General features: G+C 74.4%; 16 protein-coding genes. 13 read left to right on the top strand and 3 right to left on the bottom strand.

Features of this window, described 5'->3' with window-relative positions; genetic code table 11:
• Positions 1 to 8 precede the first annotated feature (8 nt).
• From VM324_14850 to rpsT, 3 genes are all read right to left on the bottom strand, one after another.
• Positions 9 to 1,454, bottom strand: a complete 1,446-nt coding sequence (locus VM324_14850; GenBank protein HVM00570.1) for an Ada metal-binding domain-containing protein — start codon at positions 1,452 to 1,454, stop codon at positions 9 to 11.
• 108 nt (positions 1,455 to 1,562) lie between these two features.
• Positions 1,563 to 2,318, bottom strand: coding sequence for an HAD-IIA family hydrolase (locus VM324_14855; GenBank protein ID HVM00571.1), 756 nt, complete (start codon positions 2,316 to 2,318; stop codon positions 1,563 to 1,565).
• Between the two features lie 52 nt (positions 2,319 to 2,370).
• The gene (gene rpsT, locus VM324_14860; protein HVM00572.1) at positions 2,371 to 2,631 is read right to left on the bottom strand and encodes a 30S ribosomal protein S20; all 261 of its coding nucleotides are present in this window, start codon (positions 2,629 to 2,631) and stop codon (positions 2,371 to 2,373) included.
• A gap of 159 nt (positions 2,632 to 2,790) precedes the next feature.
• Between rpsT and lepA the strand changes: the two genes are divergently transcribed.
• From lepA to VM324_14925, 13 genes are all read left to right on the top strand, one after another.
• Positions 2,791 to 4,617, top strand: coding sequence for a translation elongation factor 4 (lepA, locus tag VM324_14865; protein ID HVM00573.1), 1,827 nt, complete (start codon positions 2,791 to 2,793; stop codon positions 4,615 to 4,617).
• Between the two features lie 50 nt (positions 4,618 to 4,667).
• Positions 4,668 to 5,849, top strand: a complete 1,182-nt coding sequence (hemW, locus tag VM324_14870) for a radical SAM family heme chaperone HemW (protein HVM00574.1) — start codon at positions 4,668 to 4,670, stop codon at positions 5,847 to 5,849.
• A 70-nt stretch (positions 5,850 to 5,919) separates the two neighbouring features.
• The gene (locus VM324_14875; protein HVM00575.1) at positions 5,920 to 6,096 is read left to right on the top strand and encodes a hypothetical protein; all 177 of its coding nucleotides are present in this window, start codon (positions 5,920 to 5,922) and stop codon (positions 6,094 to 6,096) included.
• A 152-nt stretch (positions 6,097 to 6,248) separates the two neighbouring features.
• Entirely contained in the window at positions 6,249 to 7,319 is a 1,071-nt protein-coding gene (gene hrcA, locus VM324_14880; GenBank protein HVM00576.1) for a heat-inducible transcriptional repressor HrcA, read from the top strand.
• Between the two features lie 28 nt (positions 7,320 to 7,347).
• Positions 7,348 to 8,478, top strand: coding sequence for a J domain-containing protein (locus tag VM324_14885; GenBank protein ID HVM00577.1), 1,131 nt, complete (start codon positions 7,348 to 7,350; stop codon positions 8,476 to 8,478).
• Positions 8,475 to 9,209: an RsmE family RNA methyltransferase gene (locus VM324_14890; GenBank protein ID HVM00578.1), complete on the top strand. Its 735-nt coding sequence runs from the start codon at positions 8,475 to 8,477 to the stop codon at positions 9,207 to 9,209. Before VM324_14885 ends, VM324_14890 begins: the two co-directional genes overlap by 4 nt.
• 24 nt (positions 9,210 to 9,233) lie before the next feature.
• A complete protein-coding gene (locus VM324_14895) occupies positions 9,234 to 11,282 on the top strand; it encodes a prolyl oligopeptidase family serine peptidase (GenBank protein HVM00579.1) in 2,049 nt (682 codons plus the stop codon).
• A 10-nt stretch (positions 11,283 to 11,292) separates the two neighbouring features.
• The gene (locus VM324_14900) at positions 11,293 to 11,544 is read left to right on the top strand and encodes a hypothetical protein (protein HVM00580.1); all 252 of its coding nucleotides are present in this window, start codon (positions 11,293 to 11,295) and stop codon (positions 11,542 to 11,544) included.
• A 115-nt stretch (positions 11,545 to 11,659) separates the two neighbouring features.
• Complete coding sequence (locus VM324_14905) at positions 11,660 to 12,082, top strand: HIT family protein (protein ID HVM00581.1); 423 nt, start codon at positions 11,660 to 11,662, stop codon at positions 12,080 to 12,082.
• Positions 12,083 to 12,088: 6 nt separating this feature from the next.
• The gene (locus tag VM324_14910) at positions 12,089 to 13,048 is read left to right on the top strand and encodes a patatin-like phospholipase family protein (GenBank protein HVM00582.1); all 960 of its coding nucleotides are present in this window, start codon (positions 12,089 to 12,091) and stop codon (positions 13,046 to 13,048) included.
• 115 nt (positions 13,049 to 13,163) lie between these two features.
• Positions 13,164 to 14,138, top strand: a complete 975-nt coding sequence (locus tag VM324_14915; protein ID HVM00583.1) for a PhoH family protein — start codon at positions 13,164 to 13,166, stop codon at positions 14,136 to 14,138.
• Positions 14,122 to 14,625 (top strand): rRNA maturation RNase YbeY, encoded by a 504-nt coding sequence (gene ybeY, locus VM324_14920; protein HVM00584.1) that lies wholly within the window; start codon positions 14,122 to 14,124, stop codon positions 14,623 to 14,625. The genes VM324_14915 and ybeY overlap by 17 nt, the downstream gene beginning before the upstream one ends.
• 31 nt (positions 14,626 to 14,656) lie before the next feature.
• On the top strand, positions 14,657 to 15,949 hold the full coding sequence (locus VM324_14925; GenBank protein HVM00585.1) for a hemolysin family protein: 1,293 nt from the start codon (positions 14,657 to 14,659) through the stop codon (positions 15,947 to 15,949).
• The last annotated feature ends 76 nt before the right edge of the window (positions 15,950 to 16,025 follow it).

The raw sequence follows: 16,025 nt of genomic DNA on the forward strand, positions 1-16,025 counted from the left end.
GTGCGGGGTCATGCGCTCGCCTCCGAGCGGGCGGGGGTGGTGTCGGCGGTCCAGAGGTGCATCGCGGCGTACGCCCGCCACGGGCGCCAGGACCGGGCGCGCGCGTCGAGGCCGGCGGCGCTGCCGTCGGCGCCGCGCGCCGCGAGCGCGCGGCGCAGCCCGAGGTCGCCCACCGGCAGGGCGTCGGGGTCGCGCAGCGCGCGCATCGCGACGTAGCCGGCGGTCCACGGGCCGAAGCCCGGCAGCGCCCGCAGGCGGGCGACGGCCTCTGCCCGGTCCCCGCGCCCGTCCAGGCGCAGGCGACCGTCGGCGACGGCGCGTGCGAGCGCCCGCAGCGCGCGGATGCGCACGCCGGTGATCCCGAGCCCGGACAGGTCCGCGTGGGCGAGCGACTCGGGCGTGGGGAAGCGGTGCGTCAGCGCGCCGTCGGCGGCGGCCAGCGGCGTGCCGTGACGGCGCACGAGCCGGCCCGCGAGGGTGGTCGCGGCCGCCACCGACACCTGCTGGCCGAGCACCGCGCGCACGGCGCACGCGAAGCCGTCCACCGCCCCGGGCACCCGCAGCCCCGGTCGCGCGGCCACGAGCGGCGCGAGGACGGGGTCGCCGCCGAGGACGGCGCGGATGACACCCGGGTCCGCGTCGAGGTCGCAGAGCTCGCGCGCGCCCCGGACGATGCCCGCGAGGTCCGCGCCCGGTGCGAGCCGCACGGTGAGTCGTGGCTCTCCCGAGCCGATCGCCACCTCGACGGTCCCCCCCGGGACGGTGCGGCGGTAGCGGCCCGCGCGCACCTCCTCCACCCCCGGCAGCGCCCGCGCGGCGAGGAACGCGAGCAGCGCGCCGGCGTCGAGCGGTCCGCTGACCGCCAGACGCAGGCTGAGGCCCCCCGGGTAGCGCCGCACGCCGGTGGGGGAGCGGCGCAGCTCGGTCGGCGTCGCCCCGAACGCCGCGCGAACCGAGGCGTTGAACTGGCGGACGCTCGCGTAGCCGGCGCAGAACGCCACCTCGGTCACCGGCAGGTCCTCGTCGAGCAGCAGGCGGGCGAGCTGCGCCCGGCGGGTGCGCGCCACCGCGAGCGGCCCCGCACCGAGCTCCGCGACGAACACCCGGTGCAGGTGGCGTTCGCTCACCGCCATCCGGCGGGCGAGGCCGCGCACCCCCTCGTCGTCGACGACGCCCTCGCGGATCGCCCGCAGCGCCCGACCGACGAGGTCGCCCCTGGCGTCCCACGCGTCGGGCGACGTCTCGGGCCGGCACCGCCGGCAGGCCCGGAAGCCGCCCTCCTCGGCGGCGGCGGCGCAGGCGAAGAAGACCACGTTGCGCCGCGCCGGGGTGCGCGCCGGGCAGATCGGCCGGCAGTAGATGCCCGTCGAGGTCACGCCGGTGAAGAACCGCCCGTCGAACCGGGCGTCGCGGCTGGCCACCGCGCGGTAGCAGGCGTCGAAGTCGGTGTGCACGGCTGTAGTGGTACCAGAGCCCGCGCCCCCCGCGCTGGCGGGAATCGGACACGGCAGTTCCTTCACGCCACGGAGGACCGCTGGGACACCGACGTGCGCCCGGCTCGCTCAGACGGCGAGGTCGGCGACGCTGTCGAGGACGTAGGTTGGGCGTGGGTCGAGGCCCGCGACGTCCTCGCGGTCGGTGACGCCGGTGAGCACGAGCGCGGTGTCCCAGCCGAGCGCCCGCGCGCCGGCGATGTCGGTGTCGGGACGGTCGCCGACCATCAGGAGCCGGCCGCGGGGGAGGCGCTCGACGACGGCCTCGAACAGCGCGGGATAGGGCTTGCCGGCGATCTCGGGCGTGCGCCCCGACGCGGCGTTGAGCGCCGCCACGGTCGCCCCGTTGCCCGGCACGAGTCCCTCGGGGGACGGGAAGGCGACGTCGCCGTTCGTGGCGACGTAACGCGCCCCCCGGCGCAGGGCGAGCGTCGCCCGGCGCAGGTCGTCCCAGACGAGGTCGCGGGTGAACCCGACGACGACGACCTCGGCCTCCTGCGGCTCGCGCACCTCGACGCAGCCGCGGCGCGCGAGGACCGTGCGGAGCCCGTCGGCGCCGACGACGAGGCAGCGGGCGCCGGGCTCGATGAGGCGTGCGGCGGCCTGCGAGGAGGTCACGACCTCCTCCGGTGTCGCCGGCACTCCCATGCCCGCGAGCTTGGCGGCGACCTCCTCGGGGGTACGCGCGGCGTTGTTCGTCACGAAGGCGACGGGACGGCCGCTCGCCCGGACGGCGGCCACGGTCTCCGCGGCGCCCGGCACGGGGCGCTCAGCGAGGTAGATGACGCCGTCGAGGTCGAACACCACGCCGACGTAGCCGTCCACGCCGGATGTCGTCGCGCCCTCCGCCGGGGCGTCGTGCGCAGCCGACACCCGGCTACAGCGACTGCAGGCGCTTGGCCATGCGCGACTTGTGGTTCGCCGCGTAGTTGCGGTGCACCACGCCCTTGCCGGCGGCGCGGTCGAGCTGACGCGACGCCGCGACGAAGCGCTCCTCGGCGCGCGTCCGGTCGCCGTCGTCCACCGCGGTCCGGAACTGCTTCAGGTGGGTCTTCAGCGCGCTGCGCATGGCCTTGTTGCGCTGGCGGCGGACCTCGTTCTGGCGGTTGCGCTTGATCTGGCTGGCGATGTTGGCCATGGCAGGGCCCTCGATCGGAAAGGAGCTGGAAGGAACGCGGAAAAATCGGCCCTCACGGGGCCGCAGGCGGCCAGTCTAGCGCTCCCGCGCGCGAGCGGGAAAGCGCCACGGAGGGCGCCGAACCGGTAGGGCGCCAGCCGCGGATAGCCTTGGGCACACATGACCTATCCCTCTGCGCGCATCCGCAACTTCGCGATCATCGCCCACGTCGACCACGGCAAGTCGACGCTGGCCGACCGCATGCTGCAGGAGACCCGGCTCGTCGAGGGCCGGATGATGCGGGCGCAGTACCTCGACCGGATGGACCTCGAGCGCGAGCGGGGCATCACCATCAAGGCCCAGTCGGTCCGCATGCCCTACACCGCGGCGGGCGGCACCGAGTACCTGCTCAACCTCATCGACACGCCCGGCCACGTCGACTTCTCCTACGAGGTGAGCAGGGCGATGAACGCCTGCGAGGGCGCGGTTCTGCTCGTCGACGCCGCCCAGGGCATGGAGGCCCAGACGATCGCGAACCTCTACCTCGCCGTGGAGGCGGGTCTCGAGGTCATCCCGGTCCTGAACAAGATCGACCTGCCCGCCGCCCGCCCCGAGCAGGTGGCGCTCGAGATCGTCTCGTTGCTCGGCGGCGACGCGGAGGACATCCTCGCGGTGTCTGCCAAGACCGGGCAGGGCGTCCCGGCGGTGCTCGAGCGCATCGTCGAGCGGGTGCCGCCGCCCGCCGGCGACCCGGAGGCGCCGACGCGGGGTCTCGTGTTCGACTCCGTCTACGACGCCTACCGCGGGGTGGTCACGTACGTGCGGGTCGTCGACGGCTGGCTGCGGCCGCGCATGGAGGTGCGCCTCATGGCCACCGGGTTCCACAACGAGATCGACGAGCTCGCGGTCATCTCACCGGAGCCCAAGCCGGTCGACGCCCTCGGGCCCGGCGAGGTCGGCTACTTCACCGCCGCGATCAAGGAGGTCGACTCGGCGCGGGTCGGTGACACCGTCACCGAGCACCGCAGGCCGGCGCCCGAGCCGCTGCCCGGCTACCGCGAGCCGACCCCGATGGTCTTCAGCGGCCTGTACCCCCTCGACTCCGCCGACTTCCCCGACCTGCGCGACGCGCTCGAGCGTCTGCGCCTGAACGACGCGAGCTTCACGTTCGAGCCGGAGACGTCGGTGGCCCTGGGCTTCGGCTTCCGCTGCGGCTTCCTCGGCCTGCTCCACATGGAGATCGTCTCCGAGCGCCTCGACCGCGAGTTCGACATCCCCCTCGTGACGACCGCCCCGAACGTGAAGTACGAGGTGCACCTCACCGAGGCGCTGCGCAAGCCGAACGAGCCCGCCGTGGTGCTCGTCTCCAACCCTGCCGAGCTGCCTGCACCCAACCGCATCGAGCGGATCCTCGAACCGGTCGTCGACGCGATGATCCTCTGCCCGTCCGACTACGTCGGACCGGTCATGCAGCTCTGCGAGGTGCGCCGCGGGCAGCTGGAGAAGATGGAGTACCTCACCGAGGAGCGCGTCGAGCTGCGCTACCGGCTGCCCCTCGCCGAGATCATCTTCGACTTCTTCGACCGGCTGAAGTCGTCCACGCGCGGCTACGCGTCGCTCGACTACGAGCCGGCCGGCATGGCGGAGGCCGACCTCGTCAAGGTCGACGTCCTGCTGAACGGCGAGCCCGTCGACGCCTTCAGCGCGATCGTGCACCGCGCGAAGGCCTACGAGTACGGCAAGGGCATGGTGGGACGGCTGCGCGAGCTCATCCCGCGCCAGCTGTTCGACGTGCCGATCCAGGCGGCGATCGGCTCGAAGATCATCGCCCGCGAGACGGTGAAGGCCCGCCGCAAGGACGTCGTCGCGAAGTGCTACGGCGGCGACGTGTCGCGCAAGCGCAAGCTGCTCGAGGCGCAGAAGGAAGGCAAGAAGCGGATGAAGGCCGTCGGGACGGTGGAGATCCCCCAGGAGGCCTTCGTCGCCGCCCTGTCGATCAGGGACTGAAGCGGGCGACGCCCCCGCGCGCTTCGCGCAGCGCGCCCTACCCTTGAAGGGTGCAGGCGTCCTCCGGCGACCCGGGCCCGCCGACCGGCGCGGGGCTCTACGTCCACGTCCCCTTCTGCCGGTCACGCTGCCCCTACTGCGACTTCAACGTCCTGGCGGGCGCGGGTCGGGCGCTGCGGGCCCGCTACGTCGCAGCCGTGAGGGCCGAGCTCGCCCGGGTCGCGGCCGCCGGGCCGGCGTCGGTTGCCCCACCCGGCACGCGAACCGGCGGGTGGCCGGTGTTCGGCAGCGTGTTCGTGGGGGGCGGCACGCCCACCGAGCTCGCAGCCGGCGACCTCGCCGGGATCCTGCGGCACGCCCGTGCGGTGCTGCCGGTGGCCCCCGACGCGGAGGTCACCGTGGAGGCCAACCCCGAGGACGTCGACGCGGAGACCCTCGCCGCCCTCGTCGACGCGGGCCTCACCCGCCTTTCCGTCGGCGCGCAGTCGTTCGCTCCGCACGTCCTTGACTTCCTCGGCCGTGGGCACGCCCCCCACCGGGCGCCGGCGGCGGTCGCGGCGGCACGGGCGGCCGGCGTCGCCCGGGTCTCGGTCGACCTCATCTACGGCGCGCCGTGCGAGACGGACGCGGACTGGACGGCCACCCTCGACGCGGCCGTCGGCGCCGGCGTCGACCACCTGTCGGCGTACGCGCTCACCGTCGAGGCCAACACGCCCTACGCCGCGGCGATCGCCCGCGGCGCCGCCGGAGCCCCCGACGAGGACGTCCAGGCCGCGCGGATGGCCGTCGCCGACGAGCGTCTCGGCGCCGCCGGGCTGCGCCGCTACGAGATCTCGAACTGGGCCCGCCCCGGTGCGCAGAGCCGTCACAACCTCCTCTACTGGCGCGGCGGCGACTGGCTCGGCGTCGGCGCCGGCGCGCACGGCCACTGGGCCGGGCGCCGCTGGTGGAACCTGCGCCCGACCGCCCGCTACGCCGACACCGTGCTTGCGGGGTGGGCGGCCACCGCGGGACAGGAGCTGCTCGACGGCGCGGCGCGGCGCACCGAGCGCCTCATGATGGGGCTGCGGCTCGTCGCGGGGGTGCCGCGCGCGGCTGTGGAACCGCTCGACGAGGCCGCGGCGGACCGGCTGGTCGCCGCGGGTCTCCTCGCCGACGACGGCGGCCGGCTCGCGCTCACCCCGGCCGGCCGGCCGCTGGCCGGCGCCGTGGTCCTGCGGCTCCTGCCGTAGCCGCTTCACGCCCCGCCCGCGTCAGCCGACACCCTTCCGGGTACAACCGGCGATCCGAGGAGGTGGCGCGATGCTGTGGGGGCTGATCGGTCTGGGACTCCTCCTCGGCGCGTGGTGGGCGTGGCAGTGGCAGGCCGGTCGCGACGCGGCCGCGCGGGTCCGGCGGCCCGCCGACCCCTTCGTCGACCGCCGCGCGATGGTGCGCTACCACGCGGCCCTGCGCGCCTCCTCACCGCGGCGACGCTGAACCGACATCCCGCGCACGCGCGCGGGCCGGCGCGCTGCTGGGACCCACCATGGTGCTTGAGCCTCGTAGGTGCAGGCGTCACTATGGGCTTGGCACTCGCACCTCGTGACTGCCAAGCCGCCCGGGACGGGAGAAGGAGGGTTGCAACCACCGTGGAGTCGCTCGACGAGCGCAAGGGGGAGATCCTCAAGGCGATCGTGCGGGCCTACGTCCGCGACGGCGAGCCCGTCGGCTCGAAGCGGCTGCTGCGCGAGACGGGCCTCGGCGTGTCGGCGGCCACCGTGCGGGCCGACATGGCCGCGCTCGAGGACGCCGGGTTCATCGCACAGCCCCACACCTCGGCGGGGCGCATCCCCACCGACAAGGGCTACCGCTACTTCGTCGACACCCTGTCGGGCACCGCGACGCTGAGCCCCGAGCAGCGGGCCGCCCTCGAAGGGTTGCTGCGCGGCTCGTCCGATCTCGAGGAGCTGCTCCGCCGCACGTCGGGGATTCTCTCGCGGCTCACGCGGTTCGCGGCGCTCGTCGTCGCCCCGCGCCTCGACCGCAGCCGCGTGCGCCACGTCGAGCTCGTCTGGCTCGGCGCGACGAGCGTGCTCGCCGTCGTCATCGCCGATACCGGCCGTGTCGAGAAGCGCATGCTCGACCTGGAGGTGCCGGTCATCGAGCACGACGTCGGGCGTGCGCGCTACGCGGTCAACGACGCCCTCGCCGGCCTGCCCCTCACCCAGGCCCCCGAGGTCCTGGCGGGACTTGCCGCCGGCGCGCCGCAGGAGGTGCGCACCGTGATCGAGGCGGTCGCGAAGGCGGTGCGTGGCGGCCTCGACGCGCCGCAGTACGAGCAGCTGTTCGTGGGGGGGACGGCGAACATCGCCGTCTCCGGCTACTTCAACCGCATCGAGCAGGTGCAGCAGGTGTACGAGACGCTCGAGGAGCAGGTGATCGTCCTGCAGATGCTCCGCGACGCCCTCGACACCGGCGACCCGGCGGTGCGCATCGGCGCCGAGCTCCCGCTCGTCGAGCTCGCCGCCTGCTCCATCGTCGCGGCGAGCTACGACGCCGTCGGCGGGGCCGAGGGCAGCCTCGGCGTGCTCGGCCCGAGCCGCATGGACTATCCCCGGACCCTGGCGGCCGTGCAGGCGGTAGCCTCGTCGCTCGAGAAGGCGCTCGCCGACCTCGTCGGCGGCCGCGCCTCCCCCCCGACGCGCCCCGGCCTGAACTAGCGACTAGCGAACGGACGAGATCCCCGCCGTGCAAGACCTCTACGAGATCCTCGGCGTCAGCCGCGACGCGAGCGAGGACGACATCAAGCGCGCCTACCGCCGGCGCGCCCGTGAGTCGCACCCCGACGCGGGCGGCGACGAGAACGAGTTCAAGCAGGTCACCACCGCCTACGAGGTCCTGAAGAACCCGCAGGCGCGCGCGAACTACGACCAGTTCGGCGACCCCCGGGGGCCGGGCGGCGGCGGCGGCGACCCGTCCGGCGGCTTCGGCGACCTCGGCGACCTCATCGACGCGTTCTTCGGCGGCATGGGCGGTGTGGGAGGGTTCTCCGGGCGCAGCCGCGGCCGGAGCGCGCGCAGCGGCCCCCAGTCCGGCCGTGACGCGGTCGTCGACCTCGTGCTCACCCTCGAGGAGGCCGCGGCGGGGGTCCGCCGCGACGTCGACATCACCGTCGCCCGGCCCTGCGACGCCTGCGAGGCCACCGGGGCGAAGGGCGACAGCAAACCGGTGACCTGTTCGACCTGCAACGGGCAGGGGGCGGTGCAGCAGGTCGCGCGCAGCGTTTTCGGCCAGATGCTCACGACCACGCCGTGCCCCGCCTGCCGGGGCGAGGGCGTCCGGATAGCGGACCCCTGCCCCGCCTGCCGCGGCGAGGGCCGCCTGCAGGTCACCGAGACCGTCACCGTCGACGTGCCGCCCGGCGTCGACGAGGGCACCCGACTGCGCGTGACGGGCCGGGGCGAAGCCGGCCGCAGGGGCGGTGCGCTCGGCGACCTCTACGTGCGCCTGCACGTCGCCGCCCACGACGTCTTCCGCCGGGAGGGCAACGACCTGCACTGCGAGCTCACGGTCCCGATGACCCAGGCGGCCCTCGGTGCGGAGCTCAAGCTGCCGACCCTGCACGGCGAGGAGGCGGTGACGCTGCCCGCAGGGGTGCAGACGGGTGACGTCGTCACCCTGCGGCGCCAGGGCATGCCGAAGCTCAACGGGGGCGGGGCACGCGGCAACCTCTACGTGCACTGCCGGGTGCTCACTCCGACCGACCTCGATGAGAGGCAGGAGGCGCTGCTGCGCGAGCTCGCGGCGCTGCGCGGCGAGGACGTCCCCGCAGAGCAGCGGCGCCTGTTCAGCCGACTGAAGGACGCCTTCCGGATGTGAGCGCGCCGGTGCCGCGCACGCGCGGCCCCCACTTCTTCTGCGACCCGGTCGAGGGTGGGTCGGCGACGCTGCGCGGCGGCGACGCGCATCATCTCGCCCGGGTGCTGCGGGCGGCACCGGGCGACCCCGTGAGCCTCGCCGACGGGACGGGAGGGCTCTACCAGGCGCGCGTCACGGCCGCCGGGCCCGACCTCGTGCACTGCGCCGTCACCGAACGGTTCGTCGTTGCGCCGCCCCGGCCGGCGCTGACGGTCGTGCACGCCCTGCCGAAGGGACGCAAGCTCGACGAGGTGGTGACGCGCCTGAGCGAGGTCGGCGTCGACCGGCTCCTGCCGGTCCACTCCGAGCGGAGCCAGGTGGTGCTCCGCGGCGACCGGGCGGCGCGGGCGGTGACGCGATGGCGGGCGGTCGCGCTCGCCGCCGCCAAGCAGGCCCGCCGTGTCCGCCCGCTCGAGGTGGGCCCGGTGGGGGAGTGGACCGGCGCCTTCGCCGGCGCCCGTGGGATCGTGCTGTGGGAGGAGGCGGACGCCGCGCTGCCGGCGGTGCTCGCCGGTGTCGGCGGCGCGGACGAGCTCGTCCTCGCCGTCGGGCCGGAGGGCGGGCTGACCGCCGACGAGGTCGCCGCGACCGGACTGCCCGCGGCCCGCCTGGGCCCCACGATCCTGCGCACGGAGACGGCTGCGCTCGTGGCCGCCGGGGTCGTCCTCGCCGCCGTCGGCCGATTCGGCTGAGGTCGGTGGGGCTATCGTCGGCCCATGGACTACCCGCACACCCCCACCGTCGACCAGGTCGACGACTACCACGGCACGAAGGTCGCCGACCCCTACCGCTGGCTCGAGGACCCCGACACGCCCGAGGCCCGCGCGTGGATCGCCGAGCAGAACCGCCTCACGCAGGCGTGGCTCGAGGAGGTCGCGGCCCGCCCCCGGATTCGCGCCCGCCTCGCCGAGCTGTGGGACCACCCCCGCGCCGGTGCACCCTGGCGGCGCGGCGCCGCGTGGTTCCAGATGCGCAACACCGGACTGCAGAACCAGGACGTCCTGTGGGTCCTGGACGCCGCGGACGGGCACGGCCGGGTGCTGCTCGATCCGAACGAGCTGTCCCCCGACGGGACGGTCGCGCTCGCGGCCCTCGCGGTCAGCGACGACGGCGGGCTGCTCGCCTACGCGACGAGCGCGGCCGGCTCCGACTGGATGACCTGGCGGGTCCGCGACGTCGCGACCGGCGCCGACCATCCCGACGAGCTGCACTGGAGCAAGTTCGCCGGGGCGGCGTGGGCGCCGGACGCCTCAGGGTTCTTCTACGCCCGGTTCGACCCGCCCGCCGAGGGGCGCGACCTCGCCGCGGCCAACCGCGGCCACCAGCTGCGCTTCCACCGCCTCGGCGACCCCCAGGACGACGACGCGCTCGTCTACGCGCGCCCCGATCGGCCGGACTGGATGTTCTCGCCGATGGTCACCGAGGACGGCCGCTGGCTCGTCGTGCACATCTCCGAGGGCACCGACCCCCGGGGACGTGTGTGGGTGCGTGAGCTCGGCGTCGACGCGGCGCTGCGGCCGCTGCTCGACGACTTCGACGCCGCCTACGACGTCATCGGCGTGGACGGTGACGACGTGTACGTCCTGACCGACCGCGACGCGCCGCGCGGACGCATCGTCGCCCTGGACGTGCGTGACCCGGCGCGCTGGCGCGAGGTGGTCGCCGAGAGCGAGGACACGCTCGAGCACGCCCGCCTCGTCGGGAGACGGCTCGTCGTCGTGCGCCTCCACCACGCCCGCAACCGGCTGCGCCTGCACGACCTCGACGGCACGCCGGGCGCGGACGTGGCGCTGCCCGACATCGCCACCGTGTCGAGCCTCACCGGGCGGGCCGGCGACGACGGGTGCCACGTCGGGGTCGTCACCTACACGCAGCCCCAGGCGATCTACCGCATCGACGTCGCGTCGGAGGCGGTGACGCTCGTGCGGCCCCCGGCGCTGGACGTCGACGCCGGCGACTACGTCGCCGAGCAGGTCTTCGTCGACCGTCCCGGGGGCGTCGCGGTGCCGATGTTCCTCGTGCGCCGTGCCGACGTCACCGGCGACGCGCCGGTCCGCCTGTACGGCTACGGCGGGTTCAGCATCTCGCTGACCCCCGGGTTCACCGTGGCGAACCTCGTGTGGCTCGAGCGCGGCGGCGTGCTCGCCGTGGCGAACCTCCGCGGCGGCGGCGAGTACGGCAGGCAGTGGCACGACGCGGGGCGCCTGGCGAACAAGCAGACGGTCTTCGACGACGCGATCGCGTGCGCGGAGTGGCTCGTCGCCACCGGCTGGACCCGCACCGATCGGCTGGCCATCCAGGGCGGCTCGAACGGCGGGCTGCTCGCGGCCGCCTGCCTCGTCAAGCGTCCCGACCTGTTCGGGGCGTGCGTCCCGGAGGTCGGCGTCCTCGACATGCTGCGCTTCCACCGCTTCACCATCGGGTGGGCGTGGACGAGCGACTACGGCAGCCCCGACGACCCCGAGCAGTTCGCCTGGCTCCACGCCTACTCGCCGCTGCACAACCTCGTCCCCGGCACGCGCTACCCGGCGACCCTCGTCGTCACCGGCGACCACGACGACCGCGTCGTGCCGGCCCACTCGTTCAAGTTCACCGCCGCGCTGCAGGCCGCGCAGGCCGACGACGGCCCGCCGGTGCTCATCCGCGTGGAGACCGACGCGGGCCACGGTGCCGGCAAGCCCACCGCGAAGCTCATCGACGAGCGTGCCGACGTGCTCGCCTTCCTCGTCCGCGCCCTCGACATGGAGGGCGCAGCGCCGCGCTAGCCTTGTGCTCATGAGCGATGACCAGGCCAATCGCAGCGACGCGCGCCCGAGCGAGCTGTTGGCGATGCCCGAGGGCGCCCGGCGGCTGACGACGATCGGCATGGCGCAGAAGGAGCCGGGGCTGTGCGCGTGCGGGCAGCACGCCGACCCCGACGCCGACGGCGAGCGACACGCTCACGCCGAGCCGCACACTCACGGCGAGCCGCCCGCCCAAGCCGAGCCGCACGCCCACGCCGGGCCGGCGCGCCACGGCGACGCGTAACCGCGAGTAGCCCGACCGCCGCGCCGGTTACCCGCTGGGTACCCAGCAGTCCTTCGCCGACGCCGCCTCGCGTCTCTAGACTGCGGCCGGTCGACGAGCCGACAGGGGCTGCACCATGGCGAGCGTGTTCACGAGGATCATCAACGGCGAGCTTCCCGGGCGGTTCGTGTGGCGCGACGAGACGTGCGTCGCGTTCCTGTCCATCAACCCCCTGAGCCCCGGGCACGTCCTCGTGGTGCCGCGACAGGAGGTCGACCACTGGATCGACCTCGACCTCGGCACCTGGGAGCACCTCACCCGCGTGGCGAAGGCGATCGGCGCCGCGCTGCAGCGCGGCTACCAGCCCGCCAAGGTCGGCATGATGCTCGCGGGCCTCGAGGTGCCCCACGTGCACATCCACCTCGTGCCGATCAACGACCTGCACGACCTCGACTTCGCGCGGGCCGACCGTGACCCCGACCCCGCGGATCTCGACCTGGCCGCGGACACCGTCCGGGAGGCGCTGCGCGGCCTCGGCGTGAGCGGCGTCGCGGAGTAGCGGGGCGTGCGCCTCGGGCTCGTCCTGTCGGGAGGCGGGGCGAAGGGGTCGTTCGAGGCGGGCGTCCTCGCCGCGGTCGAGGACGCGGGCCTGCGGCCGGAGGTCGTGTCGGGCACCTCCGCGGGTGCGCTGAACGCGGCGGCCCTCGCGGCGGGCTTCGACGCCGCGCGGCTCGCGGCGCTGTGGACGTCGGTGAGCGACCGAGACGTGTTCCGCCTCCGCCGCGACGTGTGGCGTCTGCCGCGGCTGCGGGGTTTTGCCGAGGGCGGCAACCTCGCGGGGAGGCTGCTCGCGGCGATCGGCTGGACGTGGTTCCTCGACACGGCGCCGCTGCGCCGCACCCTCGTCGAGATGCTCGGCGGCGAGCGGGTACCTGTCCGTGACGGCCTGGTCGTGACGATCTCCGCCGTGGACGAGGCCACGGGCGAGCTCGTGCGCTTCACGAACGCCCCGCCGCCGCCGCACCGCACGAGCCCGCGCTACCGCGTCGTCGGGCTGCACGTCGACCACCTGCTCGCCAGCGCCGCGATCCCCCTCGTGTTCCGGCCGGGCGTCGTCGACGGTGTGCGGTACTGGGACGGGGGGCTCGTCGCGAACACGCCGCTCGCGCCGGCCCTCGCCTACGAGCCGGACACCGTCATCGTCGTGACGACCGCCACCAGGGAGCGTCCGGCCCCCCCGCCGGGCAACCTCGGGGCGGCGCTGTCGCTGCTCATCGACAACGCGCTGCGCCACTCGCTGCTCAACGACCTCGCCCGCGCGGGGGCGCTGAACACGCTCGCGTCGGCGGCGCCTGCCGCCACGGGCGCCCGGCAGGTCGACTTCCTCCTCGTCGAGCCGGCCGGCCTCGACCTGGGCGACGGCCTGCGGTTCGACCCCCGCCGCGCCGCGCGCAACATCGCCCTCGGCCGGGAGGCCGGGGCGCGGGCGATCGCCGGCTGGCGGAAGGAGGGCCGGCTGCGCTGATCCCGGTGCCGCGCGGCGACCAGCGGCTACGCTGTCCACCCCGGCGCGCGACAGTAGAATCGGGCGGGTCATACCCGAAACGGCAGAGCGACTCCTCTTGACAAGTTCGACGCAGGTGAAGACGTCGGTCCCCGGCCACCACTCGATGGTGTCGCTGCTCGGCAGCCGGGACGAGTTGCTCAAGCTCGTGGAGAGCGCGTTCGCCGTCGACATCCTCGTCCGGGGCAACGAGATCACCGTCACGGGCCCGGACGAGGAGGCGCAGAAGGCCGGCCGGCTGTTCGAGGAGCTCGTGAAGCTGCTGGACCTCGGTCACGGCCTCGACGAGGCGAACGTGTCCGCCACGATCGCGATGGTGCAGGACGCCGAGCACCCGGAGCCGTCGGCGGTGCTGTCCGACGAGGCGCTCACCCATCGGGGGCGGTCGATCCGACCGAAGACCGTCGGGCAGAAGCGCTACCTCGACGCGATCCGCGCGCACACCGTCGTGTTCGGGATCGGGCCGGCCGGGACGGGCAAGACCTACCTCGCCATGGCCATGGCGGTCCTCGCCCTGAAGCGCCGGGAGGTGCGCCGGATCATCCTCACCCGCCCGGCGGTCGAGGCGGGCGAGCGGCTCGGGTTCCTGCCCGGCACGCTCTACGAGAAGATCGACCCCTACCTGCGGCCGCTCTTCGACGCGCTCTACGACATGATGGACGCCGAGCAGATCGCCGGCCTCATGGAGCGCGGGACCATCGAGGTGGCGCCGCTCGCGTTCATGCGCGGGCGCACCCTGAACGACAGCTTCATCGTGCTCGACGAGGCGCAGAACACCACCCCCGAGCAGATGAAGATGTTCCTCACCCGCCTCGGCTTCGGGTCGAAGGCCGTCGTCACCGGCGACGTTACCCAGGTGGACCTGCCGACGGGCAGGCACTCGGGGCTCCAGGTCGTGCGCAGCATCCTCACTGACATCGAGGGCGTCGCGTTCTGCGAGCTGTCCGGGCGGGACGTGGTGCGCCACCGCATCGTGCAGGAGATCGTTGAGGCCTACCGCACCTTCGACGAGTCCCGACAGGAGGCCCTGGAGGATGGACGGCGACGGTAGACGCCGGCCCGGCGGGGCGGCCGCGTCGCGAACGGTGCTCGTGAGCGACGAGCAGTCGCGCCCCGTCGACCTCGAGCGCCTCCGCCGGCTCGCCGGCCACGTCCTCGCCGACCGGGGTGTGCCCGCGGGGACGGAGCTGTCGGTGACCTGCATCGACGCCGCGGCGATGGCCGCCCTGAATGGCCGCCACCTCGGCGAGCACGCCCCGACCGACGTGCTCGCCTTCCCGATGGACGCCCCGGGCGAGACGACCCCCGACGAGCCGGCGCTCCTCGGTGACGTCGTGCTGTGCCCGGAGGTCGCCGCGGCTCAGGCCGCGGACCGCGGTGCGCCGGCAGCCGACGAGCTCGACCTCCTGCTCGTTCACGGCATCCTCCACCTGCTCGGCCACGACCACGTCGACGAGGCCGAGCGCGCCGACATGTTCGGCCTGACCGACGCGCTGCTCGCCTCCTTCGCGGGGTCGGCCGCGGGGTCGGCGCCATGACCCCACGGCGCCCCGGCCGAAGGCGCCGCCGATGAGCTCCGCCCACGGGTGGATGCTCGCCGCGGCGTTGCTGCTCGTGCTCGTCGCCGCGTACTTCGCGGCCGCGCAGACCGCGCTGTCGCGCATGACGCTGCACCGGGCCCTCAAGGTCGAGGGCGAGGGCGCCCGCCGTGGCGCCGCCGCCCTCGTAAAGCTGATGGCCAACCCCGCCCGCACGCTGAATCTCCTCGCCCTCCTCGCGCTCGGGGTGCAGGTGACGGCGGCCACGCTCGTCGTCGTCGTCGCGCTCGAGGTGCTGCCGTTGCTGCCGGGGATGGCGGCCGCGGTGATGGTCACGACCACCGCGCTGTTCGTCGGTGCGGAGGTGGCGCCGAAGACGCTCGCGCTGCAGCACACCGACCGGGTGGCGTGCGTGACGGCTCCGGTCGTCGCGCTGCTGACGCGGCCGCTCGCGCCGCTGGCCGGCGCGCTCATCCGCGTCGGCAACGTCCTCGCGCCGGGAAAGGGTCTCGCGCAGGGGCCGTTCGTCACCGAGGACGAGCTGCGCGAGATGATCGACGTCGCCGAGTCCGACGAGGTCATCGAGTCGAGCGAGCGCAAGATGATCCACTCGATCTTCGAGCTCGGTGACACGGTCGTGCGCGAGATCATGGTTCCCCGGCCCGACATGGTCATGGTGTCAGCGGACGAGCCGCTGCGTGCGGTGCTCGACACGATCCTGCGTGCCGGCCACTCGCGCATCCCCGTGTACCGCGACGACCGCGACAAGATCGTCGGCCTCATCTACGCGAAGGACGTCCTGCGCCGGCTGCACGCCCGCGGCGACGAGCACGGCCCCTGGGAGGACCTGCTCCGCCCGCCCTACTTCGTGCCGGAGCTGAAGCCCGTCGATGCGCTGCTGCGCGAGCTGCAGGCCGCGAAGGTCCACCTCGCGATCGTCGTCGACGAGTACGGGGCGACCGCCGGGCTGGTCACCATCGAGGACATCCTCGAGGAGATAGTCGGTGAGATCGTCGACGAGTACGACCGCGAGGAGATCCTCGTCGAGGACCTCGACGCCGACGTGTGGCGCGTCGACGCACGCCTGCCGGTCGACGAGCTGAACGACCTGCTCGCCACCGACCTGCCCGACGAGGAGTGGGACACCGTGGGGGGCCTGCTCGTCGGCCTGCTCGGGCACGTCGCGAGGCCGGGCGAGCGGGTGGAGGTCGACCAGGTGCGGCTCACCGCGGAGCGGGTCACAGGCCGGCGGATCGCGAAGGTGCTCGTCGAGCGCATGCCTCCCAACGGGCCGATCGAGCTCGGAGCCGGGACCCCCGCGTGACGGTCGACGGGGCCGCGGCGGGCGCCCGGGGCGGCCCCGTCGACCGTCACGCGGGGGTCCCGGCTCCGAGCTCGAT

The organism is Egibacteraceae bacterium (assembly GCA_035540635.1).
GTDB lineage: Bacteria > Actinomycetota > Nitriliruptoria > Euzebyales > Egibacteraceae > DATLGH01.